The organism is Saccharicrinis sp. GN24d3, assembly GCF_052400645.1.
In the GTDB taxonomy this organism is placed as follows: Bacteria; Bacteroidota; Bacteroidia; order Bacteroidales; family Marinilabiliaceae; genus Saccharicrinis.
Map to the genome: position 1 here is coordinate 88,758 of NZ_JBQTGI010000004.1, position 15,675 is coordinate 104,432.

Consider the following 15,675-nt stretch of genomic DNA (forward strand, 5'->3'; position numbering starts at 1 on the left):
CAGAAAATGGGCTTGTTACTTAAACTATTTGGTTGATGATGTATACATTTTGGTAGTAGCCAATTTTTTCTTGTTTAATATATTTTTCAAGAGGTAAGTTACAGATAACTTATTTGTTACATTGCTATTTGCCATAATTCTTCACCATTCTCAAAAACATCTTATCAAAACCCTTGTCACTCAACAACTTTCTGCCAAGCAATGATTGTTTTGCCATTTTACCGGCGGCATATCGCGTCTTTGGGTTTTTAGTTTTTATCGCTTTGCTAATCGTAACGGCTATTACGGTAGGTTCGCTATATTGTCCGGGTTTGCTGGTGCTTTGCATCATTTTGACAATAATACGTTTTAGCTCTTTGTAAGGACCAATACTATCGTCGAGCTGTTGGTCCATTGCATGGGCAAAACCGGTATTGATTACGCCAGGTTCTATAATGACCACATTGATGCCAAATTGATTGACCTCTAAGCGAAGACAATCGCTCCATCCCTCTAAGGCATGCTTGGTTGCATGATACCATGCTCCGAGCGGAGTGTAAACTTTGCCACCAACAGATGATACATTGACGATAGTTCCTTGGCCCTGGCTGCGCATTGTGGGCAAAACTGCTTTGGTGACTTCGGCTAAACCAAATAAGTTGACTTCGAATTGCTGTCTGGCTTTTTCATAAGTGATTTCCTCTATCGGGCCATAAACAGCATAACCTGCATTGTTTACCAGTACATCTATTCTTCCCTCTGTTTCAATTATCTTTTGTATTTCAGCACGTACTTGATTATGGTTGGTAATATCTAATGCTACGGCTTTCCCTCCTGTCCAAACAAGTTCATTCATTTTTTCCACTCTGCGTGCAGCCCCATAAACAGTATAACCTTCTTGTATTAATTGCATGGCGGTTGCTTTACCTATGCCACTACTTGCTCCTGTTATAATAACTACCTTTTTCATATCTGTTTAAAATTTTTGTCTTTAAAAAATGTGCCATATCCGGTTGTTGCCGGACAGGAACTCGCATCAACTTTTTTTAATCATCCTCCTGTGTGTACTTTATGATTAATAAAGTCAATGATCGTTTCATAATTCAAACTCTTTAGTTTTCTAAAAATTTATCATAAAACAAAGTTCATACAAGAAAGGTATTTACCACCTAAACAATTTGGTTGAATATGTATACATTTTAGCAACCAGTAATGATAAAATATGTGAAATGAAGAATATAGATTGTTGCAGTTAAACCGTTGGGCAGGGATAGATATAAATCATTGGCCCAATAAAGTTAGCGTAATAAAGATCCTAAAAGCCAGCCTCAAAAATCAATTATTAAAAACATAAGAAAAGAAGTACACACTAAACACCTGCTACCCTATTAATATCAGTTCCTTCTAAATGTTTCAGGGATTGAGGATGATTGTATAAATTAATCATCGCTCTCCCGATTCTTGAAGTTGTAGTAACCGATTTCATCCGCTTCATTAATGGAAACAATGGACGGGTAATCATATAAAGGGTATTATATAATTTTGTTTTCGATTTTGTACCTCGTTCCGGTAAAATAGCGCCGGGACGAAACATATAGGCATCTTTAAATCCCATATTCAAAATCATATTTTCCGTTTTACCTTTTACCCGTGCCCACATTGTGCTGCTTTTTTCAGCACTATCAGTACCTGAACCCGACACATAATTAAAAACCATATTGGGATTTATGCTATATAAAACGGTAGCCAACGCTTTCGACATGGAATAGGTGATTTCGGTGAATTTTTCTTCACGCATTCCTGCACTTGATACTCCCATGCAATGAAAACAGGCATCGTAGCCTTCAAGTTGCTCTTTTATTAAAGTAAAGTCCCTGAAATCTTTATGAATAACTTCTTTAACCTTTGGATGTGATATATCTACATGTTTTCGATTTATAAGTAATACCCGTTCTACCGTTGGGTCGTCAATGCACTCAAGTAAAACCCCTTTACCCAACATTCCTGTTGAACCTGTTATTATAGCTTTCATATTTTTCACCACTGAAATCGCAGAAGACACTGAAAGTTTGCTGCATGTCAGTATATTTTAATAGTTATAAATTAATCGTTTAATATCTGCTTTTGGATAGCTCCCAAAATTCACCAGTAAGCCAAGTTCCATTTCGCTTGCTTTTAAATAGTTAATTACCTGTGCATGATGTTCATTTGCTAATTCTTTTACAGCTTTTATTTCAACAATAATTTTATCGAAACAAATAAAATCAGGTATATATTTTTGCTTTAGTACATCTCCTTTATATTCAATATCAATTGGTTGCTGTGATTCAAAAGGTATACCCAGTAGTTTAAACTCTCGCTCCAAACATTCTTGGTATACAGCTTCAAGAAATCCACATCCAATTTCTTTATATACCTCGTAAATGGCTCCTCTAATTTTATAGGTTTCGTCTGAATATAAGTAATCTATAATTTATGTTTATCATTCTGTGCTTTCAGTGTTTTCAGTGGTCAATTCATGTTTCGATATTCCGAAGGACTGTATCCTGTTTTGGATTTAAAAAGTTTGCTGAAATGCTGCGGGTATTCAAACCCAAAATCGAAAGCAATTTCACTAACCGATGAGTTAGACCCCAAAAGTTTTGTCTTGGCTTGCTCAATCATATACAAGGTAATATGTTCTTTTGCACTTTTCCCGGTTTCAATTTTTAGTAAATCACTCAAATAATAACCAGACATATTAAGGGCCTCGCCACATTGTTGCACTGTTGGTAATCCTTGATTTAATAACAACTCCGAAGCAAAATATTCTTTCAGATATTTTTCAAAACGAACCAAGTAGCCTTTATTTAAATTTGTTCGGGTGTAAAACTGACGGTCGTAATATCGGTTACTGTATTTAAATAAGCTTTCCATATTAATGGCAATTAACTCCTGAGAATGCTTATCCATTGTTTCCTTAATTTCGGTTTTGATATTTCTAACAAATTCAAAAAGTATTCGTTTCTCTTTTTCGCTAACGTGTAAAGCTTCATAAACTTCATAGTCAAAAAACGAATAAGTAGTAATAGACTTAGAAAGTGTTGTGTGCCGGATGAAATCAGGATGAAATATTATGGTCCAGCCTTCATCTGAATTTTGATTTTCTATCAGACTCTCTTCAAAATCAAAAACCTGACCTGGTGCTGAAAAAGTTAAAGTACCTTCTTCAAAGTCTAATGAATTTCTGCCATATTTAAAATCAGCCTTACAACTTGTTTTTAAACTTATCATATAAAGATTCAGCCTGTATTTCCCTTCTGGCACCATCAACTCAGCTGCAAAATCCTTACTAAGGGTAACCGAAATTAATGGATGATCAGGACTCTTAAGTCCCATAATCTGATGCATTCTGGTTATGCTGTCTATGTCGATTATCTGTTTCATTATGTCAAGAAATTTATGATTATTAAGGTACGAATAATAGAACTATTTTACAGTTTCCCACCACTTTGTAAATTGTTGCAGAGAATCTTGCAGGTTTACCTTTTCTCCAATCATAGGTGTAATGATACGGATTGGGCTATCTTGCGGTGTTGCTGATATTTTAGAAAGTGGTTCATCCCAATCGTGATTAGCTAATGTGAATTTTCCTGAATGAACCGGCAACAAAGCTTGAGCTCTTAGGTCAGTTGCGGCTTTTAATGGCTCATTGGGAATCATGTGTATATATTTCCATTTGCTATCATACTGTCCGTTTTCAAGAACTGCCAAATCAAAAGGGCCATACCTTTCACCAATTTCTGCAAAGTGTTTATCGTATCCACTATCACCACCTATGTATATTTTTGTGGCTGGAGTAAATAAAGCAAACGAAGCCCACAAGGTCTGGTTGCGTTTAAAACCTCTCCCCGAAAAATGGCGTGCCGGTGCAACATGGGCAATAAAACCTTCATCAAGATAAAGCGGTTTAAACCAATCTTCTTCCATAATTACAGATTTGTCAAACCCCCAACGTTCAAAATGTGCACCAACACCAAGCCCACCTATCACTTTTTTAATCTTTGGTTTTAATTTAAGAACTGTTTCATAATCCAGATGGTCCCAGTGGTCATGAGTAATAAAAAGATAATCAATCTCCGGAATATCATCAGTTGTGTAAACATCGCTGCCATCATAAGCTTTTATATTAAACGAAAAGGGTGAAGCATATCCACTCAACACAGGGTCAACCAATATTTTTTTACCGTCTAACTGCATGAAATACGATGAATGCCCCATCCAAACTACTACGTTTTCAGAAGGCTCTAAAGCCTTCAAATTGGTTTTTAGGGATGGTAAAACAGATTGGGGTTCTTTTGGCTTTGCGGAAAAGAAAAAATCCATGAGCACTTTTCCATAGTTTACTCCCTCGGTAAGCATAGGTGTTGGGCTTAAGTTCTGAAACTGCCCGCTTTTATAGTTCGGTGACTTCTCAACTCTTGAAAGACGGGTACCCGCAGGATGTTTACCAAATCGCGGTGTATTGATAAATATTATGATACCTAAGATTATTGCTGCTATTATAGAAAAAGCTATTATCATTATTTTTTTTATATTCATTTAGATAGAATTTATTTATACCACAAAATACTATAATATTGTTCCTGAATGTGTATATATTTTAGTAAATAATGAATACATTTTCCCGAATAGTCATACTTCAAGCCAATTGCTTACTTCGTTTTCAATAGAGTCCCAACTAAAATTTTCATAGGTATAAAACCCTCTTGGTTTAAGAATTTTAGCACCGGTCACTAGTACTTCAAGGTCAGTAAATGTGCTTCCATTTGCCCCGGCATGTGTACTAAAAAACCTTACTGTTTTTCCGTTTAAACTATGTTTGTGTAAAAATGAACGAATAGGTGCTGTATAGGTATACCACCAAACTGGCGTTCCTATTATTATTTGCTCATATTCATCAAGGTTTAAGTTGAATGGCTTTAAATCTGGTATGTATTGATTCTTAATATGCTGTTTACTTACCTCCAATACCGTTCCTAAATTGTAATCTTCTTCTAAATCAAGCTTAAAAATATCTGCACCGGTTTTATTGGCAATCATTTCCGCAACACGTTTTGTATGTCCTTGCAATGAGTAGTATATTACCAACGATTTTGACATATTATTCCTCCTTTTTAATTGTGTCTTTGAATGACACTTTTACTTGAAAGCCATTTAAAATATTCTTGTTCACCCATTTCAGCTTTAAGCTCAGCAGAATTAACAGCCGTACCTTCTACTGTTATATAGTTTGAAAAGTAAACAATCATGTAATAATAATTCACCTCTAAAGTGGCATCAATAAGCATATCGTAATCAGGTCCAGCTTTTTCTAAAGCACCGTTTATAGCATCATCAATGTTCGTACCCATTAAGTAGGGGTGGTACGAATCGCCTGTTACTTTTTTGTTACCTTGATAAGATGTAACTACATTGTTGCTTTTGTTGGTGACGATAACGCCATTGTCAACTATTGATACACTTTTACCCCAAGTAACAATCGCTAAAACTATCAAAGCGATTCCAATTATTATTAATACTATTTTCTTCATTTTGTAATCTTTTATTTTTGAAAAAGGAGTAGGTGAAGTATGATTCATCTCTACCTACTTCTTGCGTTAAATTCAACTTATTACCTAAATATCAGCTTTGTTTTCATGTACATCAACAATAACAACGCGAGTTCCTTTCTCGAATACGTTCACTTCATCAGCAGTTATTTTCGCCTGAATTTCAGGATTATTCGTCGCTGCAAGAAATTCATTAAAGGTTTCTTGGCTATGCCAAATTGTTTCGGTTACCACATCATACTCCAATTCACCCTCGAAATTTGGAGGGAAAATTACCTTATCCTTTTGAAGATAATTACGTCGAATGGTACTCTTTTTTAGTATTGGAAGAAGCTCCATACACAGAGGTATGTGTTTGTTATTGTAATAATCAACGAACTCTTCGTAAGACAATCCATTTTTACTTTTAGCAAATGTTAAATACTTAATCATTTTACTTTTTTTTAGGGTTACTATTACTTGTATTTGGAACAACCATATCACTGATGGTTTTCACTAACTCCTCTTCGGACATTGATTTTTTCATTTGCAACATAGATTCGGCATCAATTCCTGAAACATTGTGTATTGGTGTTTTTTCTGTAGCGCATTTATATATTTTATCTGCTACTTCTTGCGGATCAGATGTTTGGTTTCCCTGTTCAATCATTTGCTCCACTGTTTCATTCATCTTTGCAATCATCTTTAAACAATAATCTCTGAGTTGTTCATCTCCGTTTGAGAAACGACTGTTATCCATAGAAGAATACAGATTTGTTTCATAAGCTCCTGGTGCAATTGTTTTAAATTTAATATTAAAGGGAGCGTATTCAATTGCAAGTGCTTCTGTTAAACCTTCTACAGCAAATTTCGATGCACTGTAAACTGACGAAGATGGGGAACCGATTAATCCCGCCAGTGAAGATATATTGATAATTATACCTTCTTCTTTTGAACGCATAAGAGGAAGTACTTCTTTTGTAACACGCATTAGACCAAATACATTTGTTTCAAACATTGCCTTGATATCTCCATCTTTCCATTGTTCAAAAATACCTGCTCCTGAAAATCCGGCATTATTTACCAGTACATCTATACCTCCAAATTTATCCACACCTGCGTCAACTGCTTTGCTAACACTTATCTGGTCTGTAACATCCAGTTTAGTCACCAAAACGTCGCTTAAGGCAGTTAATTCTGTTTCCTTTTCTGGCGAACGCATCGTTGCAATTACATTCCAGCCATTTTTATGAAATAGTTTGGCAGTTAGTTTTCCAAATCCAGAACTACATCCAGTTATTAATATTGTTTTTTTATTCATTATGCAATTTTTTAACACTAGTTATTTTTTAAAAAACAGTAGGTAAAAGCATGCTTATACAATGCTCACCTACCATTTTTTTTGTTTTGCTAACGACTAGACGAAGAATTACGCTTATTCTCCAAAGAATGTATAGCTGGCATGTTTCGTATCCATATACTCTTTCCATTCTTGTATCTTACCATCACGTATAACCAACAGAAAGTGGAAGAAGTTGTTATATGTTTTACCACTAACATGCACGCCAAATGTTTCAGCTTCAACGGCAACACGGTCTCCTTCGGCAGTCATTGCTTTGGGAGTAAGCGACATTCCATTGGGGAACATTGCCGGATTTCCTGTTTCCAAACCTCTTACAAAGTCTTTTGTGTGATTCCCTGAAATGGGCATATCACCAGCTACCCAAACTTTTGCATCATCGGCAAATGTTTCTGTTACATAGCTCCAGTTACCATCTGTAATGGCTTTAAATACTGCTTTTACGACTGCTTTGTTCTCTTCTAATTTTAAATCTTTCATTGCTTTTAACTTTTATTTTGCATCATTGCTGATGCGTTTGATTTCAACATTAATCTTGCCACGGAGGGTACAATATGAATAATCGTGGGTTCAAACCCACGGTTGACTACAACCTGAATGTCACAGCCCTGAAGGGGCTGAATATAAAACTTTTATGTCGAGTTGATTTTTCAACCCCTCTGGGGCTGCCAGCGAGTTTTCTTGTCTTTACCGTGGGTTGCACCCACGGTTATTCAAAGTAAAACCCCTTCGGGGTAAATGAATTAATGCAAATCAAAAAAATCAACGGCTACTCATATATTGCTTATTGTCAATAATATGAAGACAATATTTTTCAAGTTAATGCATCATCAGTAGTTTTGTACTATAAATTATGATATGACTTATAACCCTTTTCCCAAATGGGAACCATTTTTCGCATACGTGAATTAAAGATGTATTTAAAGAGCCAATTTGTACCCTTTGGTTTGGGGTCAAAACTCCCTTTATACCTAAGTTCTAATCCATTGTTTTTTGCTGTAAAGAAAAACTCACCCACATAGTTTTTTACCGGCATTCCACCGGGGCGGGCAGCATAACTAAAATAATGAGGCGCATCAAAGCCAACAATGTCTTCCTCAAGCTTTATGTTTCCGATGGTTAGTTTACGTAGTGCTCCCAAACCCGATGGGTGTCCTTCGCCTTCTTTGAGTAATGAAATTTCGCCAATCATTATATCAGACTGAGTATACCATTCATGGTCTACATGAAAATCCCAAAACTTCTGAGGTTCAAACCCCGGATAGAAATGAGTGAATTCAAATGTTATTTTCGACTTTGCCATCATCTTCTGTTTTAAAATTTTGTACGCTACAAATTTCCTTGTTTAGGCATTCTTGCATGAATACATTTTAAGGATTGACGAATACTTTTTCCGTATTACCATGATTGTTTTCTTACAACCACTTTTTTAGTGCGTTATCACTAATCTTTTTCAAGTGATTTCGTTTTGACTCCATTTGAGCTTCCTTGTGCGGAAGTTTGATTTTATCTTCAGATACATAAACACCCGTTTTGCCTTTATACTCAGAAGATATGGCTAATCGAACAATCCGGTCTGCACCAACTTCTGTAGGAGATGCCATTACATTCATAAAAAACTGCATCATCTTTTCTGGCCCTTCAAGGTTGCTCAGTAGGTTTGATTTTATATATCCAGGGTACAGATAATTTACAGTTACCTCCTTTCCGTCTAGTTTTTTAGCTAAATCAATAGAAAACATATTCATTGAAAGTTTTGCCTGGGTATAGCTATCAACAGTATCAAAATTCAATTTTGATTCAATGTCATCAAAATCTATTTGCTTAATAAAGTTGGTATTGGTCGTAAGATTCACAATACGCGAAGGTGATGACTGCTGAATTCTTGGAAGTAAAAGGTTCGTTAACAGATACCCTCCTAAATAATTGACTGCCCAATTGGTTTCAAAACCATCAGAGGTAAAGGTTGGTTTTGTCATATTGATGCCAGCATTATTAATTAATACGTCAATTTTGCTATACTCAGCCATAATTTGTTCAGCACACTTTTTAACGCTATCCATTGAAGCCAAATCACAAATTTGAAGACTTAATGAACCTGAACCTTCACTCTTGACTATTTCACTAATTACATTTTCTGTTTTCGTTTTATTGCGCCCAAGAACGACAACATGTGCCCCCATAGCGTAAAGCATCTCTACGGCCACACGTCCCATACCATCAGTTCCTCCGGTAAATACAATGGTTTTGCCTTTCAGATTTTTATCCTTTTCAGGGATTGCATGTTTGGGATTAGGTTTTCTTCGTTGGGGAAGAAATAAGTTTACTAATATTCCAAGTTTTGAATTTGCCATGCTTCTTCGTTTTAAGATTACATGGCAAATTTCTATATAACAGCTTTTTCGTATGTATATATTTTAAGGAAAGATGGATACTTTTTGCGGAAGCTATTTATTTTGAGCTTGAAAAGTAATAAAACCTAACTTTGAAAATTATAGTATACCATGTGATTTATGAAGAGCGAGTTGGTTAACATTGCACTCATTTACAAATTAGTATTGCTGATTATTCCTCCGCCCGACAAATTTAGAACAAGTTCGATTTGTTCTCACTTATCGCTATAATTTTGGTTTGTGCCTTTAGCTTGTGCGAAACGAAGTTCACAAACATAAAAAAACAATATTCTAATACTGTGAGTAATTGCAAATGGGTGCAATGTACGCGGGTTTCCCAACACACACCGTATTGCCATATCTAATGATAGAATCATAAGTATAAATAACACGCATGTAAAGTTCCGGGCAAAAGATTACAGAAAAAAAGACCTGCCAAGCCCCAAATCGTGTAAGGCTATGAATTTTTACAGCGCTTTGGCCAACATGTCATGCCCAAGGGATTTGTTCGCGTTAGAAAGTATGGCATAAATCACCATACCACCAAACGAAATCTTGATCTGGCATTTTTCACCCCTGCGCAACAAACAAACCCACATCTGGAAGTTATATCAGAATCAAAACAAGAAAAAATAAAACGCATGACAGGAAAAGATGGTTTATAAGCAAAACAAAGTGGTACACTGTATTCTTAAGACAAAAAAAACGCAAAAACCCCCATTAAAATACATGGCAGGTATTTAAACCGGGTTGTAGCTCAACCTGGAATAATCGCTAGGTCTTGCAGACCGCGATATTCCTATTTATTGTGGCTAGTTTTTATTTCTAATTATTCTAACAATTCTATTGTTAATTATTTCTGATAAGTTCCAATTGTACAGTTTAGGGTCGGTCGTGCTATAGAATTCAACAACAACTGCATCAATATCTTTATGATATTTTGCAAAACTCTGGTATCCCGGTACCCAACCAGAATGTTCATATTCATAAATGGAAGAATATATTTCCTGTTCTCCCTGTTCAAACAATGTTCCTTCGTTCAGTGCTCTTAGGAATGTTCCCACGTCTTCCGCCGTAGCTAACATACCATGTTCATCTGCCTTTAAATCATGGGGATGCCCCACATGGTAACCACTCATCACATTATCCAAATTTACTTCGCTTAAAGAACTAAAAGTATTGTTTAGATTTAGGGGATTTAAAATTTCTTCCTGTATGAATTGAAAGTTGCCATATCCTAGTGCATCATCCATTATTTTATTGATTAATAAATAATTCGTATTGCAATATTCATAGTTTTCACCAGGTTCAAAGTTTGCAGGTTTATCCAGAATCAATGCAAGGCTTTCTCCATATGACTCAGATGGAGCTGCCCAGAAATTTGGCGCGTCTGTAAAATTGGGGATTCCACTTCTATGCTGTATCATTAATCTTAGGGTAATTTTCTCAGCATTTTCAATTCTTCCTACAAGTTCAGGTAAATAATCAGCGATGGTTTTATCTAAAGAAAGACGTCCATCTCTTACCAATTTGGTGACTGCCACAGCATCATATAGCTTACTGATGCTGGCAATTTTAAATAAGGCTTGAGGTTTGGCAGGTATCTCGGCTTCTCGATTATGCCAGCCTGCGGTATAATACTGAGGTGGTTTACCAGCTTGGTCTACAAAGACAATCATCCCGTCAAATCCATGACCTATTGCTTCTTCTAACTGCTCTTGAACCGTATCAGGTAGCGGAAGTATCCATGCCTTCACCAAAAGCCAGGGCACGAAGAACATAGAAACAATGGTTCCCACTAGTAGTATAATTCTGATTATTTGTTTCGTGTATTTCTTTGTCATAATATTTTGGAATGGCAGTTTTATTTCAGAAACATATAAACGACCTATGCTATCAATGAAGTTGAATTGTTTTTTAGGTAAAAATAATCATCCTGTTACATGAAGATACGTTGTACTTTCTTAAGATAGATTTTTCAAGGCTTCAATAATTTCATCGGGTTCTGAACGAGTTCTATAGTCAACGTTAACATAGCTCCATGTAACTACGCCGTCCTGTCCTAATATAAACGTAGCTGGAATTGGCAATATGTTACCGTTGCCATTATTAATTTTTTCTAAATCAAGTTTACGATCTACTCGCATATGTTCTGCTAAAAACTCTGGCACTTCCCATGCAACACCATATTGCAGAGCAACTTTTGCGTCTTGGTCAGACAATACAGTAAAGTCCATATTACTAATTTCATCATTTGTCAATGACCCATCCGGTACTTGTGGGCTAATGGCAACCAATGTAGCTCCTAATGCATGAATGTCATCTAGTTTAGCTTGCAAAGCTCTAAGTTGCAAGTTACAGTAAGGACACCAATTACCTCTATAAAAAGTAATAACAACAGGACCTTTCTCTAATAAAACATCTAATGATATTGATTTGCCTGCCGGGTTAGGTAGCTCAAAGTTAGGAGCTTTTTTCCCAATTTTAATTGCATTTTTCCCTTGTTCAAACTCTTTTTCTTTTTTAATAATATCATCGACACCATTCATAAACGCAGGATTAGCTTGTCGTCCAGATGCTATTTTAGCATCAGTTAGCTCTTTTAATTTTCTCATATAATTACATTAGTTATATTTCCATTCCTAGCTTAGGATTATTTTCACATACTCCGCCAAATTTCGATTTCTCATTTTAATTCTGTCCAACGGTTAAATTTAGTATAATTTTCCTACACAATATTTGACCCGATAGCTTAAGAAATTAATAGAGTTTCTTTATTTAGGGAATTAACACGTAGAGTAGAGCCTGATAGTCTACTCAATTACTGTGACTAAAAGTAACAATAATAAGTAAACTATCAGCGCCCCTTCATCAAACCGTATCCCGATGTTCGTGGACAGGCTGTGAAGTTTTCCCTCATATGGCTTACCGATAAAGTTCTTCATTTACTTTTCATATGAACCTACCCGGTACATGTATAGTTCATTAGCTATATGAACTACTTGTGACTTATCTTCATATTTGAACAAACATATAACGACGTTTAGAATCAACTACTTAATTATTTCAGCCAAATAGGACAAAGCCAGTACGGATAGTATCAATTCTATATTCACATCTCTAAGCAGAGCCCCTTCCCTATGTAGCGTTTTGTTGTCGCTACAGTCAATGGTACAATGGGCTCCTCCGACTTCTCTTGTTCCCCTGTCGAACTTCGCTATGCTTATATCAGCCAGTTTAAGCGACAATCCTCACGGACATAACTGTCGGCAGCTCTTCTAAATGAACAGTACATTATTGCGATAAGAGAGAGCAGAATCAAGCTTGCTTGAATTATGCCGAACGGAGCAATGATCTTTAAGAAAATTATTTAGGTAGGATTTACACCTACTGGATTACCACAGCTTCGCTGCAGGTATCGACTAAAATAGGATATGTGCTAACATCCTGCTCAGGTAAAATTTATTAAGGATTTGGGGACACATTTTCAACTATTCTTTGCATATGGCGTCAAGTTAAAACTAAGCTCCTTCAGGTAAGCATCTGCATGATTGGAATAATTAATAATAAACTCCTGTAGCTCTTTGGGTTTGGCCGTCAACAATTGAGCCCCGTCCATTCGTTTTTCGTGCTTTATCCTGATTTTTTGGGTTTTAAGCAAGTCTTCCAACAACTCACTATTAAACCATTTTACCGTTAGCTCATTTTCGTTGAATTCGAGTTTGGCAAAGGTGTGTACGGGCATCAAATGAATAATGGCAAAAATATTTTCGTAAGGCATTTCCTCCAATAAAAAGTCGAGGTAATATTCGTTTTTTAAATGAACGATATGAATTTTGAACTCAACAACGTCCTTGGGGTTTTCGCTGGGGTATAACTTTAACCAGTAAGTTTTGTTTTGCGGACTTTTCTGATTCTCAGTTTTTACATTTTTACCAAATAAACTAATTTCCCATACCAGTGAATCTTTCGAAACTTCCTCTGTAATCAGCCTCGACATCCAGGTACCCATTATCCTGTCGTCTTTTACCAGTTCATTTTTTGTGTAAAGCGGGTAAAACGACATAACGGTACATTGACTTAAAACCACTATGATAAAGCCTAGGGTGAGCACGTTTAGTAAACTTCTGTGTGGCAATAATTTGTTTGTTTTCATAGGGATTGAATTTAAAAATTTATTCTACAATATCTCAATAAATTCAATACCCAAACACACTTTTATCGATAAACACGATCTGCATGTCGAAAAATGATTAAACGAGGTAACAACTCCCGTTACGTGTTTGGTTTGAGAAGTTATCGATAGTCCAATACTGACCCATAAAAAAGTAAGTATAAAGTTTTAACCCGGATTATGCATTAGAACTTCGTCGTGAACATTGAAAGTGCAATCTTACTAGGTTTTCATCGTTCTGGTGAGTTGAAGTGAAGCAGCGGAGTGTCTTGTTTTGAAACAATTTCAATGTGTAATAGAATTCCTAATGCATATTGCGGGTTTAAGTGATAATATTTTGCTTAACGCTAAATTACTTTTACGATATTACCAAAAACCCTACAATATACTAAGGACAAAAGGGAGCTATTTAAGGGAGATTTCAATCCTATCCCTTACCCTAAGTAAAGTCTTTAGAAAAGGTGATAAGCATTTTATTCGTTTTTGACATAACCGTATTTCTCCATCATAGAATCGGCCGTATATCGCAACACTTTTGGTTTTCCCGATCCACGAGCCTCTTTAATAGCCACTTTCCAAGCCTCTTTAAGTTCATTCAAAATATCGATATATTGTTCTTTATTCACCAGATTCTTTACCTCCTGAGGATCATTTTTCAGGTTATACAGTTCCTCGTACACGGGTTCCTCCCCGTTTAGCGGCCCTTCCACAAACGTTCGGTATAATGCGATATCAGGATCGTGTACCGAGTACAACATTTGATTGACATTTAAACCAAGATCTTTGGCAATGGCTATTTTAGCTGTAGCCGATACATTTTCATTTTTATAATAACGTATATATTTCCATTCCAAGTTTTGGATGGATTCGCAACGCGGATTACCAAACTGTGTGGACCAGAGGTTTTCGGTAAACAAATAATCCCTTACTTTTTCCTGCTTTCCGCTCAACAAGGCCGATAAATCTTTACCTTGAAATTCCTTTGGTTGGTCGATACCTCCATAGCTTACCATAGTTGAGGCAATATCAATGGATTGAACCAACGCGTCGTTCACTTTACCTCTGACCTTCTTTTTATCCATGGGGTTATAAACAATCATAGGTACGTGCGTTGTTTCCTCATAACAAAGTGCTTTACCTCCCAGCCCCTGTTGCCCCATAAATAAACCATGATCGGAAGTATAAAAAATGATGGTATTTTTATCCAGACCTTTTTCTTTCAAAGTTTTCCTAAGGTTCCCGAATAAACCATCGATACCAGTCATGGCCTGCATCTGACGGATAATACGTTCCTTATTGTCTTTAGGATTATCCACGTAGTTATAACCCGTTTGACGGTCGTATGCCCTATGAATATCAAGCGGAAGCTTAGGAGTTTTTATATCTGCTTTTGCCACATAATTCTCTGGCATTGCAATATCCAAATCGCGGTATAAATCACGGTAAATTATCGAATCCGAAGGCAATTGTTTCATGGTTCCCGTACTTGCGCCATGTGGAAGGTTAAAGCAAATACTTAAACAGAAAGGTTTATCTTTAGGGCGCTTGTCTATAAAGTGAAGCGCTCCCTCCATACGGTGTTCGTTGCTGAAAAAATCATTAACACCCTCATTGATTACCTCAACCTGCGTATCATTCCTGGCACCTGTAAATATTTTATGTCGTTTTTTAGGATAGAATGATAGGTGTCCATGACCTGCATACCAATAATCGAACGACTTTTCCATTAAACCGCTTTGGTACCCACCTTCTCCAATAGGCGAATGGTTTTTGCCTATATAACCTGTGTAGTAGCCATTCTCTCTCATCACCACGGGATACGATTTCTCCCAGGCCTCGGGTGCAACACTGGTTCCCGAGTTAAAGTTTACACCATGCTTACGTTCAAACTGCCCCAGCAAAATAGAAATCCGGCTGGGAGTGCAGATAGCACTGGTTATATGCGCATTTGAAAATCGAACGCCATCATCTGCTAATTTATCGATGTTGGGTGTTTTTACGATAGAGTTTCCTTCACATCCCAACAAACCATATTGTTGGTCGTCGGTTAATATAAAAATGATATTGGGTTTCTCCTGGGCTTTAGCTACCCATCCAAGCAAGATTAGGAACGCTGGAATTATTAATTTCAGTTTCATCAATTCTTTTAAATTATAATCTATGAAAATTAGACTTGTGTTATTAAGCGTTTAAATTTCT

Annotated in this window: 18 protein-coding genes and 1 pseudogene; 2 read left to right on the forward strand and 17 right to left on the reverse strand. The window is 36.3% G+C overall.

Translation table 11 applies throughout. From position 1 onward, the window contains the following. Positions 1-124: 124 nt before the first annotated feature. From ACT29I_RS06600 to ACT29I_RS06655, 12 genes are all read right to left on the reverse strand, one after another. Positions 125-949: an oxidoreductase gene (locus tag ACT29I_RS06600; RefSeq protein WP_444793002.1), complete on the reverse strand. Its 825-nt coding sequence runs from the start codon at positions 947-949 to the stop codon at positions 125-127. 399 nt (positions 950-1,348) lie between these two features. Next, positions 1,349-2,011: an NAD-dependent epimerase/dehydratase family protein gene (locus ACT29I_RS06605; RefSeq protein WP_444793003.1), complete on the reverse strand. Its 663-nt coding sequence runs from the start codon at positions 2,009-2,011 to the stop codon at positions 1,349-1,351. Positions 2,012-2,068: 57 nt separating this feature from the next. Then, positions 2,069-2,452 carry a GxxExxY protein gene (locus ACT29I_RS06610; RefSeq protein ID WP_444793097.1) on the reverse strand — a complete coding sequence of 128 codons (384 nt, stop codon included), beginning with the start codon at positions 2,450-2,452 and terminating at the stop codon, positions 2,069-2,071. Between the two features lie 38 nt (positions 2,453-2,490). Beyond that, entirely contained in the window at positions 2,491-3,405 is a 915-nt protein-coding gene (locus ACT29I_RS06615; RefSeq protein WP_430934163.1) for a helix-turn-helix domain-containing protein, read from the reverse strand. A gap of 42 nt (positions 3,406-3,447) precedes the next feature. Further along, a complete protein-coding gene (locus ACT29I_RS06620; protein WP_444793004.1) occupies positions 3,448-4,560 on the reverse strand; it encodes an MBL fold metallo-hydrolase in 1,113 nt (370 codons plus the stop codon). 93 nt (positions 4,561-4,653) lie between these two features. Further along, the gene (locus tag ACT29I_RS06625; RefSeq protein WP_444793005.1) at positions 4,654-5,121 is read right to left on the reverse strand and encodes a flavodoxin; all 468 of its coding nucleotides are present in this window, start codon (positions 5,119-5,121) and stop codon (positions 4,654-4,656) included. Positions 5,122-5,135: 14 nt separating this feature from the next. Then, positions 5,136-5,552 (reverse strand): hypothetical protein, encoded by a 417-nt coding sequence (locus ACT29I_RS06630; RefSeq protein WP_444793006.1) that lies wholly within the window; start codon positions 5,550-5,552, stop codon positions 5,136-5,138. An 84-nt stretch (positions 5,553-5,636) separates the two neighbouring features. Then, positions 5,637-6,002: an EthD domain-containing protein gene (locus tag ACT29I_RS06635; RefSeq protein WP_444793007.1), complete on the reverse strand. Its 366-nt coding sequence runs from the start codon at positions 6,000-6,002 to the stop codon at positions 5,637-5,639. Position 6,003: 1 nt separating this feature from the next. Next, complete coding sequence (locus tag ACT29I_RS06640) at positions 6,004-6,870, reverse strand: SDR family oxidoreductase (protein ID WP_444793008.1); 867 nt, start codon at positions 6,868-6,870, stop codon at positions 6,004-6,006. A 114-nt stretch (positions 6,871-6,984) separates the two neighbouring features. Beyond that, positions 6,985-7,389: a nuclear transport factor 2 family protein gene (locus ACT29I_RS06645; RefSeq protein ID WP_444793009.1), complete on the reverse strand. Its 405-nt coding sequence runs from the start codon at positions 7,387-7,389 to the stop codon at positions 6,985-6,987. A gap of 364 nt (positions 7,390-7,753) precedes the next feature. Then, complete coding sequence (locus ACT29I_RS06650; RefSeq protein WP_444793010.1) at positions 7,754-8,215, reverse strand: SRPBCC family protein; 462 nt, start codon at positions 8,213-8,215, stop codon at positions 7,754-7,756. Between the two features lie 109 nt (positions 8,216-8,324). Further along, complete coding sequence (locus tag ACT29I_RS06655) at positions 8,325-9,263, reverse strand: SDR family NAD(P)-dependent oxidoreductase (protein ID WP_444793011.1); 939 nt, start codon at positions 9,261-9,263, stop codon at positions 8,325-8,327. A 390-nt stretch (positions 9,264-9,653) separates the two neighbouring features. Between ACT29I_RS06655 and ACT29I_RS06660 the strand changes: the two genes are divergently transcribed. After that, positions 9,654-9,833: a hypothetical protein gene (locus ACT29I_RS06660; RefSeq protein ID WP_444793098.1), complete on the forward strand. Its 180-nt coding sequence runs from the start codon at positions 9,654-9,656 to the stop codon at positions 9,831-9,833. After that, positions 9,776-9,967 (forward strand): annotated as a pseudogene (locus ACT29I_RS06665) (IS91 family transposase); the annotation flags it as partial. The gene ACT29I_RS06660 and the pseudogene ACT29I_RS06665, both read left to right, overlap by 58 nt. Positions 9,968-10,114: 147 nt before the next feature. On the opposite strand, the gene ACT29I_RS06670 reads toward ACT29I_RS06665, so the two are convergent. The 5 genes from ACT29I_RS06670 to ACT29I_RS06690 form a co-directional block, all read right to left on the reverse strand. Next, entirely contained in the window at positions 10,115-11,146 is a 1,032-nt protein-coding gene (locus tag ACT29I_RS06670; RefSeq protein ID WP_430934154.1) for a serine hydrolase domain-containing protein, read from the reverse strand. A 120-nt stretch (positions 11,147-11,266) separates the two neighbouring features. Then, on the reverse strand, positions 11,267-11,917 hold the full coding sequence (locus tag ACT29I_RS06675; protein WP_444793012.1) for a peroxiredoxin-like family protein: 651 nt from the start codon (positions 11,915-11,917) through the stop codon (positions 11,267-11,269). Positions 11,918-12,355: 438 nt separating this feature from the next. Further along, positions 12,356-12,550, reverse strand: coding sequence for a hypothetical protein (locus ACT29I_RS06680; RefSeq protein WP_444793013.1), 195 nt, complete (start codon positions 12,548-12,550; stop codon positions 12,356-12,358). Positions 12,551-12,789: 239 nt separating this feature from the next. After that, positions 12,790-13,458 (reverse strand): hypothetical protein, encoded by a 669-nt coding sequence (locus tag ACT29I_RS06685; RefSeq protein ID WP_430936484.1) that lies wholly within the window; start codon positions 13,456-13,458, stop codon positions 12,790-12,792. 491 nt (positions 13,459-13,949) lie between these two features. Next, complete coding sequence (locus ACT29I_RS06690; protein WP_444793014.1) at positions 13,950-15,614, reverse strand: sulfatase-like hydrolase/transferase; 1,665 nt, start codon at positions 15,612-15,614, stop codon at positions 13,950-13,952. Between the last annotated feature and the right edge of the window lie 61 nt (positions 15,615-15,675).

Bases quoted from the DNA above. Each gene is read 5' to 3' on its own strand.
- ACT29I_RS06625 (WP_444793005.1), bottom strand. From the start codon at position 5,121: ATGTCAAAATCGTTGGTAATATACTACTCATTGCAAGGACATACAAAA.
- ACT29I_RS06635 (WP_444793007.1), bottom strand. From the start codon at position 6,002: ATGATTAAGTATTTAACATTTGCTAAAAGTAAAAATGGATTGTCTTAC.
- ACT29I_RS06690 (WP_444793014.1), bottom strand. From the start codon at position 15,614: ATGAAACTGAAATTAATAATTCCAGCGTTCCTAATCTTGCTTGGATGG.
- ACT29I_RS06685 (WP_430936484.1), bottom strand. From the start codon at position 13,458: ATGAAAACAAACAAATTATTGCCACACAGAAGTTTACTAAACGTGCTC.
- ACT29I_RS06640 (WP_444793008.1), bottom strand. From the start codon at position 6,870: ATGAATAAAAAAACAATATTAATAACTGGATGTAGTTCTGGATTTGGA.
- ACT29I_RS06605 (WP_444793003.1), bottom strand. From the start codon at position 2,011: ATGAAAGCTATAATAACAGGTTCAACAGGAATGTTGGGTAAAGGGGTT.
- ACT29I_RS06620 (WP_444793004.1), bottom strand. From the start codon at position 4,560: ATGAATATAAAAAAAATAATGATAATAGCTTTTTCTATAATAGCAGCA.
- ACT29I_RS06655 (WP_444793011.1), bottom strand. From the start codon at position 9,263: ATGGCAAATTCAAAACTTGGAATATTAGTAAACTTATTTCTTCCCCAA.
- ACT29I_RS06615 (WP_430934163.1), bottom strand. From the start codon at position 3,405: ATGAAACAGATAATCGACATAGACAGCATAACCAGAATGCATCAGATT.
- ACT29I_RS06645 (WP_444793009.1), bottom strand. From the start codon at position 7,389: ATGAAAGATTTAAAATTAGAAGAGAACAAAGCAGTCGTAAAAGCAGTA.
- ACT29I_RS06630 (WP_444793006.1), bottom strand. From the start codon at position 5,552: ATGAAGAAAATAGTATTAATAATAATTGGAATCGCTTTGATAGTTTTA.
- ACT29I_RS06600 (WP_444793002.1), bottom strand. From the start codon at position 949: ATGAAAAAGGTAGTTATTATAACAGGAGCAAGTAGTGGCATAGGTAAA.
- ACT29I_RS06675 (WP_444793012.1), bottom strand. From the start codon at position 11,917: ATGAGAAAATTAAAAGAGCTAACTGATGCTAAAATAGCATCTGGACGA.
- ACT29I_RS06650 (WP_444793010.1), bottom strand. From the start codon at position 8,215: ATGATGGCAAAGTCGAAAATAACATTTGAATTCACTCATTTCTATCCG.
- ACT29I_RS06670 (WP_430934154.1), bottom strand. From the start codon at position 11,146: ATGACAAAGAAATACACGAAACAAATAATCAGAATTATACTACTAGTG.